General features: G+C 69.7%; 13 protein-coding genes. 6 read left to right on the top strand and 7 right to left on the bottom strand.

Annotated features, from left to right (window positions below; translation table 11 throughout):
* The first annotated feature begins 486 nt into the window (after window positions 1–486).
* The 6 genes from WC326_11265 to WC326_11240 all read left to right on the top strand — a co-directional run bounded on the left by WC326_11265 (window position 487) and on the right by WC326_11240 (window position 6,712).
* A complete protein-coding gene (locus tag WC326_11265; protein ID MFA7331638.1) occupies window positions 487–1,101 on the top strand; it encodes a superoxide dismutase in 615 nt (204 codons plus the stop codon).
* A gap of 313 nt (window positions 1,102–1,414) precedes the next feature.
* Window positions 1,415–1,771, top strand: coding sequence for a DMT family protein (locus WC326_11260; GenBank protein MFA7331637.1), 357 nt, complete (start codon window positions 1,415–1,417; stop codon window positions 1,769–1,771).
* Between the two features lie 24 nt (window positions 1,772–1,795).
* Window positions 1,796–3,160, top strand: coding sequence for a dihydroorotase (locus WC326_11255; GenBank protein MFA7331636.1), 1,365 nt, complete (start codon window positions 1,796–1,798; stop codon window positions 3,158–3,160).
* 73 nt (window positions 3,161–3,233) lie between these two features.
* Entirely contained in the window at window positions 3,234–5,093 is a 1,860-nt protein-coding gene (gene aspA, locus WC326_11250; GenBank protein ID MFA7331635.1) for an aspartate ammonia-lyase, read from the top strand.
* A 219-nt stretch (window positions 5,094–5,312) separates the two neighbouring features.
* Window positions 5,313–5,906 carry a CDP-diacylglycerol--glycerol-3-phosphate 3-phosphatidyltransferase gene (gene pgsA, locus WC326_11245; GenBank protein ID MFA7331634.1) on the top strand — a complete coding sequence of 198 codons (594 nt, stop codon included), beginning with the start codon at window positions 5,313–5,315 and terminating at the stop codon, window positions 5,904–5,906.
* On the top strand, window positions 5,903–6,712 hold the full coding sequence (locus WC326_11240) for an HAD-IIB family hydrolase (protein ID MFA7331633.1): 810 nt from the start codon (window positions 5,903–5,905) through the stop codon (window positions 6,710–6,712). The genes pgsA and WC326_11240 overlap by 4 nt, the downstream gene beginning before the upstream one ends.
* A gap of 148 nt (window positions 6,713–6,860) precedes the next feature.
* On the opposite strand, the gene mtgA is transcribed toward WC326_11240, so the two are convergent.
* The 7 genes from mtgA to WC326_11205 all read right to left on the bottom strand — a co-directional run bounded on the left by mtgA (window position 6,861) and on the right by WC326_11205 (window position 19,465).
* The gene (mtgA, locus tag WC326_11235; protein MFA7331632.1) at window positions 6,861–7,598 is read right to left on the bottom strand and encodes a monofunctional biosynthetic peptidoglycan transglycosylase; all 738 of its coding nucleotides are present in this window, start codon (window positions 7,596–7,598) and stop codon (window positions 6,861–6,863) included.
* Window positions 7,595–11,263, bottom strand: coding sequence for a DUF294 nucleotidyltransferase-like domain-containing protein (locus WC326_11230; GenBank protein ID MFA7331631.1), 3,669 nt, complete (start codon window positions 11,261–11,263; stop codon window positions 7,595–7,597). Before WC326_11230 ends, mtgA begins: the two co-directional genes overlap by 4 nt.
* Before the next feature lie 120 nt (window positions 11,264–11,383).
* Complete coding sequence (locus WC326_11225) at window positions 11,384–13,291, bottom strand: cation acetate symporter (protein ID MFA7331630.1); 1,908 nt, start codon at window positions 13,289–13,291, stop codon at window positions 11,384–11,386.
* The gene (locus WC326_11220) at window positions 13,291–13,575 is read right to left on the bottom strand and encodes a DUF485 domain-containing protein (protein ID MFA7331629.1); all 285 of its coding nucleotides are present in this window, start codon (window positions 13,573–13,575) and stop codon (window positions 13,291–13,293) included. The genes WC326_11225 and WC326_11220 overlap by 1 nt, the downstream gene beginning before the upstream one ends.
* 297 nt (window positions 13,576–13,872) lie before the next feature.
* Window positions 13,873–16,968 (bottom strand): efflux RND transporter permease subunit, encoded by a 3,096-nt coding sequence (locus tag WC326_11215; protein MFA7331628.1) that lies wholly within the window; start codon window positions 16,966–16,968, stop codon window positions 13,873–13,875.
* Window positions 16,965–18,128, bottom strand: coding sequence for an efflux RND transporter periplasmic adaptor subunit (locus WC326_11210; protein ID MFA7331627.1), 1,164 nt, complete (start codon window positions 18,126–18,128; stop codon window positions 16,965–16,967). The genes WC326_11215 and WC326_11210 overlap by 4 nt, the downstream gene beginning before the upstream one ends.
* The gene (locus WC326_11205; protein MFA7331626.1) at window positions 18,125–19,465 is read right to left on the bottom strand and encodes a TolC family protein; all 1,341 of its coding nucleotides are present in this window, start codon (window positions 19,463–19,465) and stop codon (window positions 18,125–18,127) included. The genes WC326_11210 and WC326_11205 overlap by 4 nt, the downstream gene beginning before the upstream one ends.
* Between the last annotated feature and the right edge of the window lie 12 nt (window positions 19,466–19,477).

Raw genomic sequence — 19,477 nt, 5'->3', positions numbered from 1 at the left:
GCCAGGTCGGTGCCAGGCCGGTGCCAGGTCGGTGCCAGGACGGTGCCAGGTCGGTGCCAGGTCGGTGCCAGGCCAGTGCCAGACCGGTGCCAGGCCGGTGCCAGGTCGATGCCAGGTCGGTGCCAGGCCGGTGCCAGGTCGGTGCCAGAGTACGCATTCAACACAGAGTCACGGAGACACAGAGATGGATCTTTATGAGAACGTTTGATGATCGCTATTTAGTCAGTTATATATAATGACAAGGCAAGAAGTAATTATTAACTGATTAGACATCAAATCAGATAGTAATTCAGCATAAAATCTCTTCTGGCAACTGTGCCTCTGTGTCTCTGTGTTGACTCACCTCCCCCCTCACGAGAAACAAGACGAAATTCGTCCGCAAACTTCTTGTTCTGCCAGCCAAACTTTGATACTCTTGCGCCCGAGTCCCGCGCCGGCGATTGGCGCGGACGGTGATTGGCCATTGTTCAAGAGGAGAGCGCCTGCATGTTCACCCTGCCTGACCTGAGATACGATTTCAGCGCCCTGGAGCCCTACATCGACGGGCGCACCATGGAGATCCACCATGGCAAGCACCACGCGGCCTACGTGGCCAACCTGAATGCGGCGCTGGAGGCGGCGGGGAGCGGCGCGGCGGGCCAAAGCCTGGAGGAGCTGTTGGGCAAGCTGGGCCAAATCCCCGAGGCCCAGCGCACGGCCGTGCGCAACAACGGCGGCGGCCATTGGAACCACAGCCTGTTCTGGAACCTCATGTGCGCGGGCGGCAACGACGGGATCAGCGCCGATCTGGCGACGGCCCTGGAGCGCGATCTGGGCGGACCCGCCGCTTTCCGCGAGGCCTTCGCCAAGGCGGCCACCACGCGTTTCGGCAGCGGCTGGGCCTGGCTGGTGGTGGACCAGGGCAAGTTGAAAGTGCTGAGCACGCCCAACCAGGACAATCCCCTGATGGACGCCAGCGGCACGCCCATCCTGGCCCTGGACGTCTGGGAGCACGCCTACTATCTCAAGTATCAAAACCGGCGCCCGGAATACATCGAGAACTGGTGGAAGGTGGTGGACTGGTCGGAGGTCTCCCGCCTGTACCGGAGCGCCCTGGCGTAAGCAAGGACCTCCTGTCTGGCGCGGTCGGAGTCGCGACTGGCCGCGCATCTTGTCTCTTTGCTGGTGCGGAGCGGGTCGTCCTCGGACGGCCCGCTCTCGTTTTTGGCGAGTGTGTTGGGGGGGAAGCAACACAGAGACACAGAGGCACAGAGTCTGATTAGGAGAGTCATCCGCCCGGTCACAAACCAACTCTCAATGTCTCTGTGCCTCTGTGTCTCTGTGGTGAGTTCTGCGGTGGGTTCCCCGTCTTCTGCCAAGGTTTGCGGGCCGGGGCGCATGCGCCACATTGCCTGCGGCACTGGAGGGAGACGGGATGAGCATGATCTGGCGAAGCATCGGCCTGCTGGCGCTGAGCAACATCTTCATGACCTTTGCTTGGTACGCCCACCTGAAGAACCTCAGCCACAAGCCTTGGATCGTGGCCGCGCTGCTGAGCTGGGGAATCGCGCTGTTCGAGTACCTGCTGCAGGTGCCGGCCAATCGCATCGGCCACCAGGTGCTCAGCGTTCCGCAGTTGAAAATCCTCCAGGAGGTCATCACGCTGACGGTCTTCGTGCCCTTCTCGCTGTTCTACCTGAAAGAGCCCGTCAAGCTGGACTACCTCTGGGCCGCCCTCTGCATCCTGGGCGCCGTGTTCTTCATGTTCCGCGAGCGGCTGTTCAGCGCCTGAGGCCGCGCAATTTCCGGAGTCACCATGCCCGATCTCCACGGACAGGACCTGTTGCTCAGCGGCCGCCAGATCTGGCTGGACGGCGCGCTGCAGCCCGCCGAGCTGGAGGTGCGCGCCGGCCGCGTGATCCGTGTCGGCCGGCCGGGCGAAGGAGCGGCTACCGACCTGCCGCGGCTGGAACTGGGGGATCTCTGGGTGCTGCCCGGGCTGGTGGACACCCAGGTGCACTTCCGCGAGCCGGGTCACCCGGAGAAGGAAGACCTGGAGAGTGGCAGCCGCGCGGCGGTGGCCGGCGGGATGACGGCCTTCCTGGAAATGCCCAACACCAAGCCCCTCACCATCACGGCCGAGACGCTGGCGGACAAGGTGGCCCGTGCCACCCAGCGCTGCTGGTGCGACTTCGGCTTCTTCATGGGCGCCTCGCCCGAGAACGTGGAGCAGTTGGCGGAACTGGAGCGGTTGCCCGGCTGCTGCGGCGTGAAGATCTTCATGGGTTCCTCCACGGGCGCGCTGCTGCTGCCCGACGACGACGGCCTGCGGCGGGCCCTCGCCCACGGTGTCTCACGCGTGTCCGTGCACGCGGAGGACGAGCCGCGCCTGAAGGCACTGAAGGCCGCCCATTCGGAGGCGGACCACCCGCGCTGGCATCCCGTGCTGCGCGATCCCGAGAGTGCCCGGCTGGCCGTGGCCCGGCTGCTGGCCGCCTCGGAGGCGACTGGCCGGCCCGTGCACATCCTGCACATGAACAGCGCCGAAGAGATGGACCTGCTGCGCGCCCTGCCCGCGGGCGTGCTGGGTGGGCGGGTCACGGCCGAATTGACTCCCCAGCACCTGCTGCTGGCCGCGCCGGACTGCTATGAGGAACTGGGCTGGCGGGCGGTGATGAACCCGCCGATCCGCGAGGAGCGGCACCGGGCGGCGCTCTGGCAGGCCTTCCAGGACGGGTTGATCCACGTGCTGGGCAGCGATCACGCGCCGCACACGCGGACCCAGAAAGCCCTGCCCTACCCGGGCGCGCCCAGCGGCATGCCGGGCACGGAAACCCTGCTGCCCCTCCTGTTGGATCAGGTGCTGCGGGGTGCCATCGGCCTGGAGCGTTTGGTGGCCGTGCTGGGGGAAGGCCCCGCCCGGGCCTTCGGAATGGAGGGCAAGGGTCGCATCGAGCCGGGCGCGCGGGGCGATTTCACCGTGCTGGACCCGGCCGCCGAGTGGGTCTTGGATGAGGAGAACCTGCAGAGCCGCTGCGGCTGGAGCTCCTTCCACGGCCGGCGGCTGCGCGGCCGCGTCTCACGCACCATCATCCGCGGCCGCGTGGTCTACGCGGAGGGCGCCCTGCTGGGGCCGCCCCGGGGCGCGCCACTGGTCTTTGCCCATGGCGCTGAAGCCTGAGCTTGGCTCCGCCGTTCCAAGCGGCGGGCAGGCAACCTGATCTACTGATGCAACTTTTGTTGGAGACCGAGCCATGACTGAATTGCTGCAACGCAACGAGATATTCCAGGTGCTCACGCCCGAGGAAGCCGTGCTGCTGGCCGCCCTGCTCAAGGAGGAGCGCCTGCACGCCGGCGACGTGGTTTTCCGGCAGGGCGAGAAGCGCCGGCGCCTGATCCTGGTGCAGAGCGGGGCCATCCGGGTAAGCGAGCGCACGCCCCGGGGCGAGCAGGTGCTGGTCACCTACCACGCCGGCCACTTCCTGGGCGAGGCGGCGCTGCTGGACGACACGCCGCACAGCACCACGGCGACGGCCGCGCTGGATTCGGTGCTGCTCACGCTGGAGCGCGGGCGGTTCCAGGAATTCCTGGAGGGACATCCGCAGCTGGCCGCCAGGGTGCTGGGACAGGTGGCCCGCGTGGTGTTCGGGCGCATGAAGCTCGGGCTGGCCGCGGCGGGCGGGGCCGCCCAGTACCGCACCGGCGCCGTGCGCGTGGAACACGACCTGCTGGGGGACCGCGAGGTGCCGCGCGACGTGTATTACGGCGTGCAGACCCTGCGGGCGCTGGAGAACTTCGACATCACGGGGATCCCCCTGCACCACTTCCCCTTTTTCATCAAGGCGCTGGCCATGGTGAAAAAGGCCGCGGCCCAGGCCAACACGCGGCTGGGCCTGCTGCCGGAGGACCTCTCCACCGCGATCCAGCAGGCGTGCGACGAGATCATCGACGGCCAGCTCCACAACCAGTTCGTGGTGGACATGGTGCAGGGCGGGGCGGGCACCAGCACCAACATGAACGCCAACGAGGTGATCGCCAACCGCGCGCTGGAGCTGCTGGGCGAGGAGATGGGCTGTCACACGCGCCTGCACCCCAACGACCACGTCAACCTCTCCCAGAGCACCAACGACGCCTATCCCACCGCCATCCACCTGGCCATGCTGCTCAGCGTGCGGCCCCTGGTCTCGGAGATGGAGGAACTGGTGGAGGCCCTGCGGGCCAAGGCGCGGGAGTTCTCGCGGGTCATCAAGATGGGCCGCACCCAGCTGCAGGACGCAGTGCCCATGACCCTGGGGCAGGAGTTCGCCGCCTGGGCCCAGTCGGTCGAGGAGGACATCGACCGCCTGAAGGAAAACGCCCTGCTCTTCCTGGAAGTGAACCTGGGCGGCACGGCCATCGGCACGGGCATCTGCGCCGATCCCTCCTATCCGCGGGAGGCCATCAAGGCCCTGCGCCGGGTGTCGGGCTTTGAGTTCATCCTGGCCAAGGACCTGGTGGAGGCCTCCAGCGACACGGGCAGCCTGCTGATCTTCAGCGGCATTCTGAAGCGCGTGGCCGTCAAGACCAGCAAGATCTGCAACGACCTGCGCCTGCTCTCCAGCGGCCCGCGCTGCGGCTTCGGGGAGATCAACCTGCCGGCGCGTCAGCCGGGCAGCAGCATCATGCCCGGCAAGGTCAACCCGGTGATCCCCGAGGTGATGAATCAGGTGGCCTTCCAGGTGATCGGCAACGATTTGACCGTGACCATGGCCGCCGAGGCGGGCCAGCTGGAGCTGAACGTGATGGAGCCGGTCATCGTGTTCAACCTCTTCCAGAGCATGAGCATGCTCGAACGGGGCTTCCGCACGCTGCGCCGCTTCTGCGTGGAGGGGATCACGGCCAACGAGGAGCGCTGCCGCAGCCTGGTGGACAACTCCATCGGGATCGTGACAGCCCTGCTGCCCTGGATCGGCTACACGGCGGCCACCACGGTGGCGCGCCGGGCGCAGGAGTCGGGCATTCCGGTGCGCGACATCGTGCTTGAGATGGGCCTGCTCTCCCCGGCAGAGCTGGAGGACGTGCTGCAGCCCGAGCGGATGGTGGCCCCGGTGCGGCTCTCGGCGGACCGCGGCTGATCTCTCTCATGCTGAATCTCAACACAGAGGCACAGAGGCACAGAGGCACAGAGATTGAACTGGATCAAGTCAGGAAATCGTTGAGCGGCGTTTGATCAATCCATAATGATCTCTGTGTCTCTGTGCCTCTGTGTTCTTTGGTTCCCCTCTCCGGAGGGCGCAGGTTGCACCCGGGCCGGGATTGTTCGATTTTTGGGCGGTCACACAAGGAAGCTCTCCATGACCCTCGCCAACTGGCTGACCTCCGTGCGCCTGCTGCTCAGTCCCGTGTTCGTCCTCGTCTTTCTTCAGGAGGGACTGTGGGCGCGCATCGCGGCGCTGGCCATCGTGGTGGTGTCGGAGTTGACGGACGCCTTCGACGGCCACTTGGCCCGCTCCCGGGGCGAGGTGACAGATTTCGGCAAGCTGCTGGATCCCCTGGCCGACTCCGTCAGCCGGATCAGCGTGTTCGTGGCCTTCCTGGTGCAGGGCCTGATTCCCTGGTGGATGCTGGTGGTCTTCATCTACCGGGACAGCCTGATCAGCACCATGCGCACGGTCTGCGCCTATCGCGGCGAAGTGGTGGCTGCGCGCTCCAGCGGTAAGATCAAGGCCATCATCCAGGCCACGGCGATCATCACCATCCTGGTGGGCCGCATCGCCAGCGCGCTGTTTCCAAGCCTGCTGCCCGAGCCCCTGCTGAACCAGATCGCCTGGTGGCTGGTGTTGGTGGCGGCCGTTTACACCTTCTACTCCCTCTACGAGTACCTCTCCGCCAACTGGGACATCGTCTCCAGCGCCGGGCGCGGCAAGCCGAGGCGCGAGGCGGCGTGACCGGGCGTCTGAAACCCCTGGTCCACTGGCCGGGGGAACTGGCCCGCGGGCTCAAGGTCCTGTTCACCGACATCGACGACACGGTCTCCAGCGAGGGCCGCATTCCGGCGGAGGCCTACGCAGCGCTCTGGCAGGCCCGGGAGTGCGGCTTGCGCGTGGTCCCCGTCACCGGCCGACCGGCGGGCTGGTGCGACTTGATCGGCCGGATGTGGCCCGTGGACGGAGTGATCGGCGAAAACGGCGGCCTGGTCTTTCGGATGGAACACGGCCGGCTGGCCCACCACTTCCTCTACGACGACGCCACCCGGGCCGGCTTCCGGGCCCGCCTGGAAGCCGTGCGGGCGGAGATCCTGCGCCGCGTGCCGGGCGCGGGCATCGCCAGCGACCAGGCCTACCGCGAATACGACCTGGCCGTGGACTTCTGCGAGGACGTGCCGCGGCTGCCCCTGCAAGAGGCCCAGCGCATCCAGGCCATCTTCGAGGAGCACGGCGCCACGGCCAAGATCAGCTCCATCCACGTGAACGGCTGGTTCGGGGATTTCGACAAGGTGCGCGCCGCGCGCGCCTACCTGCGGGACTTCCTGGACCTGGATCCCGAGCGCGACCGCGAGTGCTGTGCGTTCTGCGGGGACAGCCCCAACGACGAGCCCATGTTCGGCTGGCTGGAGGAGACCAGCGTGGGGGTGGCCAACCTGCGCGACTTCCTGCAGCTGGTCCAGCGCCAGCCGGCCTTCCTCACCCAGGCCCGCAGCGGCGCGGGCTTCGCCGAGTTCGTCGCGCGCCTTGCGGAGCTGCGGGGATCCTGAGAATCTCTCTCAACACAGAGTCACAGAGGCACAGAGAATTTTTGGTGGATTTGTCCGCCGGCCTCAATTCTCTGGATCACGCGCTGTCCTTGTCAATCCCTCCCACTGTGTCTCTGTGTCTCCGTGGTGAGAATCCACTCCATCGGCGTCAGGGGGCGAGGTCGCCCAGGAAGGCGGGGCCGCCCAGCCGGCCCATCTGCCACTGGATCCAGGCGGCCCGCTCCTGGACGTAGGGTCCCGGGCGCGCCGCCGAGTACCGGCGCGGCGAGGGCAGCACGGCGGCCAGCCGCGCGGCCTGGGAGCGCGAGACCCGCTCGGGACTCGTGCGCAGCAGGTGGCGCGAGGCCGCGCCCACCCCGTAGACGCCGTCGCCGAACTGGGCGATGTTGAGGTAGACCTCCAGGATCCGCCGCTTGGGCCAGGCCAGTTCGAGCACCACGGTGATCCCGGCCTCCAGCCCCTTGCGCAGCCAGTTGCGGCCCGGCCAGAGGAAGAGGTTCTTGGCCACCTGCTGGCTCAGCGTGCTGGCCCCGCGGATCCGGCGGCTGCGACCGTTGTGCTGCAGGGCCTTGCCGATGGACTCCAGGTCGAAGCCCCAGTGGTCGGGGAAGCGCTGGTCCTCCGCGGCGATCACGGCCAGGGGCAGCTGGGCGGACATGTCGTCCAGGTCCACCCACTGATAGCGCAGCGGCGGTGCGTCCTCCCGGAACAGGCCTTCCACCCGGCGCTGGAGCATGATGGAGCTGGTGGGCGGCGGGGCCCAGCGCAGCACCAGCACGAGCAGCAGCAGCAGGGCCGTCAGGGCCCCCAGCACGTAGAGGGTCCGGCGCAGCCAGCGCCGCGCCCAGTCCAGCCGTCCGCCGGCCGGCTTCCGTTCTTGTCTCACGCCATCCCCAGGAAATCGTAACTGGTCTTCTTGCGCAGGTTCCCCAGCAGCGTGAAGAAGCGCTTGAGCAGGGCCTCCTCGGGCGCGCTCCACTCCTGGGGTGTGATCAGGTTCGATGGATCCCGGCCCTCCAGCACGGCCGCCGTCTGCCGGGAGAGGCGCAGCCGCAGGATCTCCTCGTAGTCCTGCGCCAATTGCGAGTGGCTCTCCTGGCTCAGGCCGCCCAGCTCGTGCAGCCGGGCCAGCCGGTCCAGCGTGTGGGTCTCCTCGAGGCCGTGCTTGAGCGCGTAGAGGCGCCCCGTGTTGACCACGGGCAGCAGGGCCTCCTTCAGGTCCAGGGCCCGGACCCCTGCCGGCGTGGTGGCGGCGAGCAGCAGGTTGCCGCGCAATCCCAGCGCCGGCTTGCCCAGCAGCGTGTTCTGGGCCAGGTGCAGCAGGAAGGGCGGATGCTGGCGGATCTCGTCCAGCACGAAACGGCGCAGTTCGTGGGCCAGGGCGGGATCGCCGCCCACGGCACGGAAATCGAAGGCGATGTTCAAGTCGAGCAGCTCCTGGGGGCCGGCCTCGCGGATCCAGCGCGAGAAGCGCGCGCGCCAGTCCGCGGCGGACTGGTTCCAGCGCGGCTGGGAGGCCATCACGCCACCCGTGCACTCGCGGTAGCCGGCCGTGGCCAGTCCGGCGCAGACCCGGCGGCCCAGCTCCAGGAAGTAGGCGGCGCAGGCCTCGCGTTCGTCGGCGGGCGGATCCTCGTAGAGCAGGCCGTTGTCCTGGTCGGTGAGCAGCGTCTGCTCCTGGCGGCCCTCGCTGCCCATGGCCAGGAAGACGAAGCGCGCCGGCGGCGGGCCCATCTGCTCCACTGCCAGGGCCAGCAGGCGCTGGAGCGCGCCGTCCGCCACGCTGCTGATCAGGCGGTTGATGGCCCGCATGCGCGTGCCCGAGACCAGCAGGGCCTGGACCAGCCGGGGCAGGCGGCCCACGGCCTCGGCCAGCTCCGCGGCGTCGGCGGCCTGGCTCAGCGAGTGGGTCAGGATCACGGCGCTGTAGTGGCGGAAGTGCACCAGGTTGCGGTCGCGCAGCACGCCCGCCAGCCGGCCCGCGTCGTCCAAGGCCACCAGGTGGCCGATGTGCCGGTTCTGCATCTGCAGGATGGCCTCGTAGACCAGGGCGTGGACGGAGATGGTGGCCAGCGGCGCGCTCATGATCTCGCGCACGGGCCGCGAGGCCTCCAGTCGTCCAGCGGTGACCCGGGCGCGGAAGTCGCGGTCCGTCACCAGCCCGATGGGCTCGCCCTGCTCCGTCACCACCACCAGGGCGCTGGACTCCGCCAGACTCATGCGCTGGGCGGCCTCGGCGATGGAGCGCCCCGGCGTGAGCGCAGGCACGGGCCGCACGGCGGGCGTGACCGGCTCCTGCAGGTAGAAGAGCGAACTCTGCAGCTGGCCGATGAGCTCTTCGCGCCGGGCTTCCTCGCGCACCTGCTCGCTCAGATCCTCGAGCACGCCGTCGCAGACCGTCCGGCCCTCCTCGCGCACCAGCACGGCGAAGAGCCGCACCTCGGCGCGCGAGCCGTCGGCGCGGCGCAGGGCCAGCCGCGGCCACTCGGCGCTCTCCTCGCGCTCCAGGCGCTCCACCAGCTCGCGCCGGACCGGCTCCTCGGCCACGTGTTCCAGCCAGTCCACGCCGTCCACGGCGGCCTCGGGTTCCAGGCCCAGCAGGCGGCGCATGGCCGGGTTGGCCTCCAGCAGGAGCGCGCCGTCCTGCCAGGCGCTGCGGAAAACGCCCATCCGGATGGAGCGAGTGAGCTTGCGGTAGTGCCCGCGGCTGCGGCGCAGCGCGGCGGCCAATTCCTTGTGGCGGCCGATGTCCCGGGCCACCAGGATGAATCCGCGCCGGCCCTCGAAGGCGATGGGCGAGGCGGAGAGCAGGACCTCGGCGTGTCCGCCGTCCGGTCGCTTCAGCCGCGCCTCGCCGCCCGGGGGGACGGCGCCGCCCTGCAACAGCGCTTCCAGCCACTCCAGGGCGCGCCGGTCGGCCGGGCGGTCGTCGGCGAACAGATCGCGCACGTGCCGGCCGGCCAGTTCGCCCACGCCCGCTCCGCAGAGCTGTTCCATGGGCCGGTTGGCATAGGCGCAGTCCCCGTCCAGCACCATCAGCGTGCCTTCGCTGCCGGCCTCCGCCAGGGAGCGGTACTTCTCGCGGCTGCTCTTGAGCTCGCGCTCAGCCCGGGCCCGGCGGGTCTCCAGGGCCAGGCTTTGGCGCATCACGTAGAGCATCAGCAGGCCCACCAGGGCGGCGATGAGCAGCGTGATCCAGACCAGCCGGCCGCGGACCCGGGCCATCTCGGCCTGCACGTCCTGGGTGTAGATGCCCGTGCCGATCACCCAGCCCCAGGGCCGGAAGGCCTGCACGTAGGAGAGCTTGGGGACGATCTGACCGGGGTTGTCCTTCCACTGCCAGTCGTATTCCACGTAGCCGGCGTCGCGCTCGCGCACGGCCTCCACGAACTCCACGAACACACGCCGGCCGTGGGGGTCGCGGAAGTCCGAGACGTCGCAGCCGTTCAGGTCCGTGCGCCAGGGGTGCATGATCATCACGGGACGCAGGTCGGTGATCCAGAAGTAGTCCTTGCCCTCCGGCCCGTAGCGCAGCCGCTCGATGCGGCCGGCGGCCTCCCGGCGGGCGCGCCCCGGCTCCAGGTGCCCCGTGGCGGCCTCGTCCGCGTACTCCTGCAGGATGCTGGCCGCCGTGCGCGTCAGCTCGCGGATGGTCTCCTTCTTCCGCTCCAGCAGCTGGGCCTCCATCATGGGGATGAAGACGCCGAAGATGGCCAAGAGGAAGAGCACGCCGGCCAGCGCCGCGGGCAGCCCGATGTGGAGCAGGAAGCCGCGCCAGTTGCGCTCGCCGTCCGGGGATTTCCGGCCCCGGCCCACGCGCAGGAAATCGCGGCCCGCCCAGCCCAGCACGCGCGCCAGGGGCAGCCAGGCTTCCTCGGGCAGCTCCAGGCCCGGGGCGGGGGCGCCCAGGCCGCTGCCCGGACCGTGATAATCGCTGCCGCCGCTCACCAGCAGATCGTGCTGCGCGGCCAGCCCGGCCAGCTCCGCGCGGGTCGCCTCGTCGTAACTGAGGTAGTGGGCCTCCAGCCCGTCCAGGCCGCAGGCCTTCCAGTCGGGCAGGCGGGCCGCCAGCTCCTCGAGTCCGGCCAGCCCGGCCAGCGGGTGGGCGGCGAAGGTCAGCCCGCCGGCCTCGCGCACCAGCCTGCAGACGGTCTCCAGGGGCAGCGCACCCTGACCAGGTCCCAGGGCGACGGCGCCCGGCTGCCGGCCGCCGCGCAGCGCGCCGGCCACCTGGGCCACGTGCGGATGCCGGTTGGAGTCCAGCGCCTGCAGCAGGGCCGGGTTGCGCTCGTCGAAGCGGTAGGCCAGCACGTGCAGGGTGCCGGCGGGGGTCAGGGCGTCGATCTCCGCGCCGCTGACCACGTGGATGCCGCGGGGCTCCAGGGCGCCGCGGAAGCGCTCCAGGCCGGCGACGGTGTTGTGGTCGGTGAGGGCCGCGTAGCGCACGCCGGCCTCCGCCAGCTCCTCCGCCAGCTGCTCGGGCGAGAGCACGCCGTCGCTGAAGGAGCTGTGGCAGTGCAGGTCGATGCGCCAGGCGCGTGCCGGACTCATGCGGGATCCTCCGGGTGTGTGCGGGGCCAACTTCGGAAACCACGGGGTCACCCAGCCCGCAAAGGGCCGGCGCAGCTCGCAGACCGCGCCGGCCCTTACGATGTCACACGGGTCCTGCGACTAGTGTTCCACCCCCGTCGTGGTGCGCGTGGTCAGCAGCGAGACCACGATCAGGGCCAGGAAACTCAGCGGGATGGAGATCACGCCGGGGTTGTCCAGCGGGAAGGGGGCGGTGGCCGGGTCCAGTCCGTACTTCTCGTACAGGCTGGGGGAGAAGAGGATCAGGCCCACCGAGCTTACGATGCCCACCGTGATGCCCGCGGTGATCCCCTTGGCCGTGGTGCGTTTCCAGAACAGCATCATCAGGATGGCCGGCAGGTTGGCGCTGGCCGCCACGGCGAAGGCCAGACCCACCAGGAAGGAGACGTTCATGCCTTTGAACAGGATGCCCAGCATGATGGCCAAGAGTCCCACGGCGAAGGCGGCCACTTTGCCGGCGTGGACCTTCTGCGTCTCGTTCATGTTGCGGCCCGCGTAGCGGTCCATCAGGTCGTGGGCCACGGCGCCCGAGGCGGCGATGATCAGCCCGCTCACGGTGCCCAGCACGGTGGAGAAGGCGATGGCCGAGATGACCGCGAAGAGCAGTTCGCCGAAGGAGCGCGCCAGGAGCGGCGCCGACATGTTGTTGTCCAGCGGATTCACCACGCCGCTGGTCATGGCGCCCAGGCCCATGTAGAGCGTCAGCACGTAGAAGGCGCCGATGGCCGCGATGGCCACGATGGTGGACTTGCGCGCCGAGGTGGGGCTGGGAACCGTGTAGTAGCGAATGAGGATGTGGGGCAGCGCGGCGGTGCCGAAGAAGAGGGCCAGCATCAGCGAGATGAAGTCCAGCCTCTCCAGCGGAGTGCCTTCCACCTTGAACTTGAGGCCGGGTCGCATCACGCGGTTGCCCGGAGTCTCCTGGGGGTAGATCACCTTGACCTTGGCGCCGTCCTCCGCCGTGAAGGAGACATCCTTCCAGCGGCGCACCACGGTCTCCTTGTCCGACATCAGCGAGAGATACTCGAGGGGACCCACCGGGCCGGTCAGCGCCGCCCCGCCCGTGCGGCCGGCCACGCGGACCAGATTGCCCACCTGGCGCAGTTTGTTCTCCGGCGAGGCGGGCGCGCCGTTGATCACGTGCGTGCCGTCGGCGCCCTTGGCCTCCCACTGGGCCTGGGTCAGCGTCACAGCGGCACCGTCGCCCTCCTCCACGTGCCACCAGCCTTCGCCGGCGGGGCCGGCAAGGCGCACGAAGCGCGCCTTCTTCACCACGGCGCTCTCCAGCACGGCGTAGGTGCTGTCCAGGGGCAGCACGCCGTCACCGGCCAGCGTGGCCTGCAGCACGGCGGGCTCCACGAAGGGCACCTTGCCGCCCTGGTCGGGGGCCGGGTTGAATCCGCGCACCAGCACGGCGATCACCAGCGCCAGGGAGAAGACCACCAGCAGGGCGCCCTTGATGAACTGCACGTAGGTGGTGGAGGTCATGCCGGCGGTGGCCACGATGGTGATCACGATGGCACCGACCATGATCACGCCCCAGGCGTGGGGGATGCCCAGCAGGGGCTCCACCAGCACGCCGGCGCCCACCATCTGCGGGATCAGGTAGAAGATCGAGACGATCAGCGTGCTGATGGCCGCGGCCAGTTTGATCCCGCGGGAGTCGAACTTGGCGTCCAGCGCGTCGGTGAACGTGTACTTGCCCAGCCGCTTCATGGGCTCGGCCACGATGAACAGCGCCACGATCCAGCCGGCCAGGTAGCCGATGGAATAGAGGAAGCCGTCGTAGCCGGCGGTGGCGATCATGCCGCAGATGCCCAGGAAGGACGCGGCGCTTAAGTAGTCGCCGGCGAAAGCGATGCCGTTCACCGACCAGTGGATGGTGCCGCCGGCCGCGTAGTAGGCGCTGGCCGAGGTCGTGCGACGGGCGAGCCAGAACGAGAGCCCCAGCACGCTGGCCACGAAGACGAGGAAGACCGTGATCGCCATCAGTTCCTCCCCTCTTTGGACGCCAGCAGCCGCTCGCGCACGGAGCAGACCCGGTCGTAGACCAGCGCCAGCACCAGGGCCACCAGGATCAGACCCATGCCGTAGACCACCGCCAGGTTGAGCCCGGCGAAGACCGTGTGCTCCATGGCCAGGGGGTCGGCGATGTTGATGGCCACGAACCCGACGTAGATCAGGGCGTAGACGGCGAACATCCAGACGCCCAGGCGGGCCTTGAAGGCGGAGCTTGGATCCTTGCCCGTGGGGGCAGCCGGTTTGTGCAGCATGGAGACCTCCCTGTCCTGGTTGACGGCGCGAGTGTATTGGGTGAAGACAATTGGTGAATCGGGGCGTCACACGACGCCGCCGGGAACGGGTGCTGGAAATCCATTGTGACAAGCGAACGGCGCGGATCGGCCGATTACAGCCGAATCGCGTTCAGCACCAAAATAGGAGAGGCATCCCCGGGCGACAACGGAATTTTGCGGCGCCGACATCACGCCCGGACAGCAGGACGGGGAGCGGACGCGAGGCTCTGCGCCCTGCGTCCGCTCCCCGGCAGGGGTCGCGAATGACTCGATGGACTACGCCCCGGGCGGTGTGGGCGGCAACTTTGCCAGCCAGCGTCGGCGGCGCCACTCGCGGACCCCGTCCAGCCACTGGTCGGCCTTCAGGTGGAAGGCCGGCACCACCAGCAGGCTGAGCGCCGTGGAGACCGCGAGACCCGTCAGGATGCCGATGGCCATGGGCGAGCGGATCTCCGAGCCCGGGCCCAGACCCAGGGCCGAGGGCAGCGCGGCCATCATGGTGGCCGTGCTCGTCATCAGGATGGGCCGCAGACGCTTGGGTCCGGCTTCCAGCAGGGCGTCCCGGGCCGCCAGTCCACGCGCCTGGGCCTGGCGCGCGTAGTCCACCAGGATGATGGAGTTCTTCTTGACGATGCCCAGCAGCAGCAGCAGGCCGATCATCGAGAAGATGTTCAGGCTCTTGCCCGCCAGCCAGAGCCCGCCCGCCGCGCCCGCCACGGAGAGCGGCAGGATGGTGAGCACGGTGACGGGGTGCAGCAGGGAGTTGAACTGCGAGGCCAGCACCATGTAGGCCACGGCGATGCCCAGGAAGAGCGTCATCAGCAGGCTGCCCATGGATTCCTTGAAGGCCACGCTGGCTCCACCCAGCACCAGCCGGTGCCCGCCGGGCAGGTCGCGGCCCATTTCCTCCACCGCGGCCAGCACCTCCTGCTGGGCGTGGCCGGGCGCCACGTTGGCCGTGATGGTGATGGCGCGCTCGCGGTCCCGGCGCGTGATGGCCTGGAGGGCGGGGCGCTCCTCGGTGACCACCACGCTGGAGAGCGGCACCAGCTCGCCGGCCGCTGTGCGGACCCGCAGGCGCATCAAGTCCTCGGGGCGCGAGCGCTGGCCGGCCAGCAGGCGCATGCGCACGTCCAGGCGCCGGCCGCCCTCGCTGTACTTGCCCACCCGCAGGCCGCCCACCAGCGCGTTGATGGCGCCGGCCACGTCCTCCACGGGAATGCCCAGGTCGGCGCAGCGCGCCCGGTCCGGTGTGACACGCAGCTCGGGCATGCCCACCTGGTAGTCCGTGTCCACGTCCACGGCCAGGCCACTGGCCTCCAACTCCTTCTTCAGGCCGCCTGAGACGAGCACCAGGTCGTCCCAGTCCGAGCCGCGCACGGAGAATTCGATGGGGAAGCCGCGCCGGGCCGTGAAGCCCTGCTGGCTGGGGTCCTGCACCATGGCGCGCACACCGGGGATGGAGTTGAGCTCCTTGCGCAGCACGCCGGCGAAGTCCAGGTGCGTGAAGGTCCGCTCCCCGGGTTCCACCAGCGTCACGAACAGGAAGGCCGAGTTCACCTGGCCGGAGCCCATCCCGCCCACCACGCCGAAACAGCGCAGCACCTCGGGGTGGGCCAGCACGCGCGCCTCCACCTTGGTCATCAGCTGGTCGGTCTCGTTGATGTTGGCGCCCACGGCGGTCTGCACGCGGACCATCAGGCGGCTCTGGTCCTGGGTGGGGACGAACTCACCGGGCAGGGATCGCAGCACGGCGATGGCGCCCACGGTGAGCAGCAGCGCGCCCACGAGCACCTTGCCCGGGTGGGTCAGCACGTGGCCCAGGGTGGTGTGATACGCGCGCTCGATGCGCGAGAAGACGCGGTCCGCGAGCCGTCCCACGCCGCCGCGGCCCTCGCGGCTGGTGTCCAGCAGCTGGGCGCAGCGGGCCGGGGCCAGGGTGACGGCCTCCACGTAGCTGAACAGCACGGCCACGCAGAGCGTGACGCCGAACTGCATGAAGAAGCGCCCCACCACGCCCTTCATGAAGATCACGGGCAGGAAGATGGCCACCACGGCGATGGTGGCGGAGAGCGCCGCGAAGGTGATCTCCGCCGTGCCCTCGCGGGCGGCCGTGACCTTGTCCTTGCCCATCTCCCCGTGCCGGAAGATGTTCTCCATGACCATGATGGCGTCATCCACCACGATGCCCACCGCCAGCGCCATGGCCAGCAGCGTGAAGGTGTTGAAGGTGTAACCGAGGAAGTAGATCACGGCCACGGTCCCCAGCAGGGACATGGGAATGGCCAGGATCACGTTGAGCGTGCTGGAGAGCGAACCCAGGAAGATCCAGCAGACCAGCGCCGTGAGCAGCACGGAGAGCACCAGCTCGAACTGGATCTCGTGGACCGAGTCCGCGATGAACTGGGTGGAGTCGAAGTTGATGGCCAGTTCCATGCCCTCGGGCAGGGTGGTCTGCAGCTGGGCCATGGCGGTCTTGACATGGGCGGCCACCTCCACGGCGTTGGCGCCCCGCTGTTTGCGGATGCCCAGTCCCATGGCGGGCTGGCCGTTGACCCGGGCCATGCTGCGCACATCCTCGAAGCCGTCCTCCACCAGCGCCACGTCGCGCAGGTAAACGGGCGTGCCGCGCTGGTTGCCCACTTCCAAGTTGCGGAAGGACTCCAGGTCCAGGGCCTCGCCCAGCACGCGCACGTTGATCTCGCGGCCCTCGGTCTCCAGGCGGCCGGCGGGCAGCTCCACGTGGCCGGCCTGCAGGGCGCGCGTCACCTCGCCCACCGTGAGGCCGCGTTCGTCCAGCCGCTCGCCGTCCAGCCAGATGCGCACGTTGCGCTCCAGGTAGCCGCCCATGGTGATCTCGCCCACGCCGGGCAGGGTCTGGAGCTTCTCTTTGACCTGGTAACGCGCGATGTCGGTCAGCCGCTGGCGCGGGAAGGGACCGGAGAGTCCCAGCCAGAGGATGGGCTGGTCCTCGGGGTTGGTCTTGGAGACGGTGGCCGGGTCCATGTCCCGGGGCAGGCGGCGCTGGGACTGCGCGATGCGCGTCTGCACGTCCTGCAGCGCCAGGTCCACGTCGCGCTCCATGGCCAGCTCCAAAGTGAGGCTGGCGCCGCCCTGGCGGGCCGAAGAGGTGATGGACTGCACGCCCTCCACCTGCACCAGGGCCTCTTCGAGCACCTCCACCACCTCGCTTTCCATCGACTCGGGCGAGGCGCCCTCCCAGGACAGCGAGACGCTGATGGTGGGGAAGTCCACGTCGGGGAACTGGCTGATCCCGATGCGCCGGCCCGCCACCAGGCCGAAGAGCACGGTGGCGGAGATCATCATCCAGGCCAGCACCGGTTTGCGGATGCAGATCTCGGTGAGGTTCATGGCTTGACCTTCTCTCCCGCTCCGGGCTTGGCGCCCGCCGGGCCGCCGCCGGGCTTGCCGCCGCCCACGCGCACGGCGGATCCGTCCCGCAGGGCCTCGGCGCCGCGCACCACCAGACTCTCCGCCGGCGCCAGGCCGCTGCGCACCTCCACCAGGCCCTCGGCCGTGCGCAGGCCCAGCTCGAGCACGCGCTCCTGGGCCTTGCCGTTCTTGATCACATAGGCCAGGAAGCCGCGCTCGCTGGGCCGCACGGCGGTCTGCGGAATCACCGGGCTGTTGGCGCTGGACCCCACGGGCACGCTGATCTCGGCGAAGGAGCCAGGCCGCAGGGCGGGATCCGGGCGCAGGACCTCGGCGGTCACGTCCACCATGCGCGTGTCCTCCCGGGCGGACTCCGCCACGTGCACCAGGCGCGCCTGCCCACCGCCGGGCTGGTTGCGGACCTGGAAGCGGGCCACCAATCCGGGGCGCAGGCGCGAGGCCTCGCCCTCCGGGACCTGGAAGCGCAGCAGCAGCGGCTCGCGCCGCACCAGCGTGGCCAGCAGGGCGCCGGGCTGCACGTAGCGGCCGGTCTGCACGTCGCGGGTCTGGATGGCCCCGGCGAAGGGCGCGCAGGCGCGCGAATCGTCGGCGTTGCGGACCGTCTGGGCCAGGGTGGCCTCGCGGGAGCGCAGCTCGGCCTTGGCCGTTGCCACGCGCGTGCGCCAGCTCTCCACCTCTTCGCCGGCGATCAGCCCGGGATTGCGGTCGTTGGCGCCGTCCCGGCGGTTCAACCCCGCCTCGGCCTCGGCCAGCGCCGCCCGCGCCTTCTCCAGGGCCGCGGACGCCTCCTCCACCAGCAGGCGGTAGCGCTCGGGCTCGATCTCCACCAGCGGCTGGCCGGCCGCCACCACCTGGCCCTCGCGGAACAACACGCGCTCCACGGCGCCGGGCACGCGCGCCGTGATCTGCACGATCTCGAAGGCCTCGATGGAGCCCACGGCACTCACCAGGTATTCCACCTGCTGGCCGCTCACCAGGCTTACGTCAACGGGCATGGGCTGGGCGCCGCGCTTGCCGCCGGCGGGCGCGGCCGCCTCCTTGCCCCCCCGGGAACAGGCCACGGACAGCAACAGGGCCAGCAGGCCCACGGCCAGGCGGGCCGGGATCATGCGCATCATTCTTTCATCTCCTTCCCGTCATCCTCCAAGGGTCCCAGCCCGCGCACGGCGCGCAGATCCAGCCAGGCCAGCGCCTGGGAAACCTGGGCCCGGGTGCGTTCCACCTCCGCCTCGAAGAGCTGGACGGCGGCGTCCGTGGCCTCCAGCGCGCGGATCAGGCCCTGGCGATAGAGTTCGGTGCTTTCCTCGGAATTGCGCCGCGCGGCCCGCACGGCCGCCTCGGCGCGAGTCAGGCCCGCCTGGGCGCTCTCCAGCGCCGTGCGCGAGAGCTGCAGTTCCACGTCCAACTGGCGCTCGAGCCAGTCCGCGCGCAGGCGGGCGGAGCGCTCCAGGGCCCGGCGCTCGCCGTACTGGGCCAGGCGCAGACCGCCGTCGAAGACGGACCAGCCCAGGCTGAGGCCCCAGTTCCAGTGCTCGTCGGCCGCCCCGAAGTCTTCGGACTCGTCGGTCCAGGTGCCGGCGCCCACGCTGAGGTCGGGCACCCAGCGGGTCAGCGGCTCGCGGGCGGCGGAGCGCGCGGCCAGGGCGCGCTCGCGAGCAGCGCCCAGGTCGGGCCGCAGGGCCAAGGCTGTGTCACGCGAGTCGGGGGCGGGCACTTGGGCCGAAAGGATCAGCAGTTCTTCCGGCGTGGCCAGCGAGTCCGACTCCAACGGACCGGTGAGCGACTCCAGGCGCAGCAGGCCGCTGCGGGCCTGGCCTCGGGCCTGCACCCACTCGCGCTCGGCGCTGGCCAACTCCAGCTCGGCGCGGGTCAGATCGTTGCTGCCCACCAATCCGGCCTCGCGCCGCACCTGGATCTCCGCCAATGAGCGACGGGCCAGTTCCAGGCGTTCTGCGGCGGCCCGGGCCACCTGATGCAGGCTGTAGGCGTCCAGGAAGGCGGCGGCGCTCTCGAAGGCCAGCGCGCGCAATTCCGAGCGCTCGTCCAGCGCGGCGGCCCGGCTGCTGTGCCGGGCCTGGCCCACCAACGGCAGCGCCTGGGCGTCGAAGAGCAGCTGGCTGGCGCCCGCCCGGGCCTCCCAACCCTCGTAGCTGGAACTGCCCGAGGCGCCGCCTTCGCTGGCGTATTCGCTGCGTTCCAGGTCCAGACGCAGGCTGGGCAGCAGGACGGACCAGGCCTGGCCCACCCGTGCGGAGGCGGCCCGGCGCTCGGCCCGGGCGATGGCCGCGCGTTCGTGGTGCTCCACGGCGGCCTGGACGGCCTGTTCCAGGCTGAGGGAGGCTGCGACCTGCGCGGGCAGGGCGGCGGCCAGTCCGAGCGTGAGAAAAAGCCCCACACGGGGCCAGCAGGAGCGGCAGGGCGCGGGGCGCCCGGCTCGGTCGGATCTGGTTGTCATGGATGATCCCGG

The organism is Candidatus Delongbacteria bacterium (assembly GCA_041675285.1).
In the GTDB taxonomy this organism is placed as follows: domain Bacteria; phylum CAIWAD01; class CAIWAD01; order CAIWAD01; family CAIWAD01; genus CAIWAD01.
Note: the sequence above shows the minus strand (reverse complement) of the source record. Positions and strands in the feature narration are given on the sequence as shown.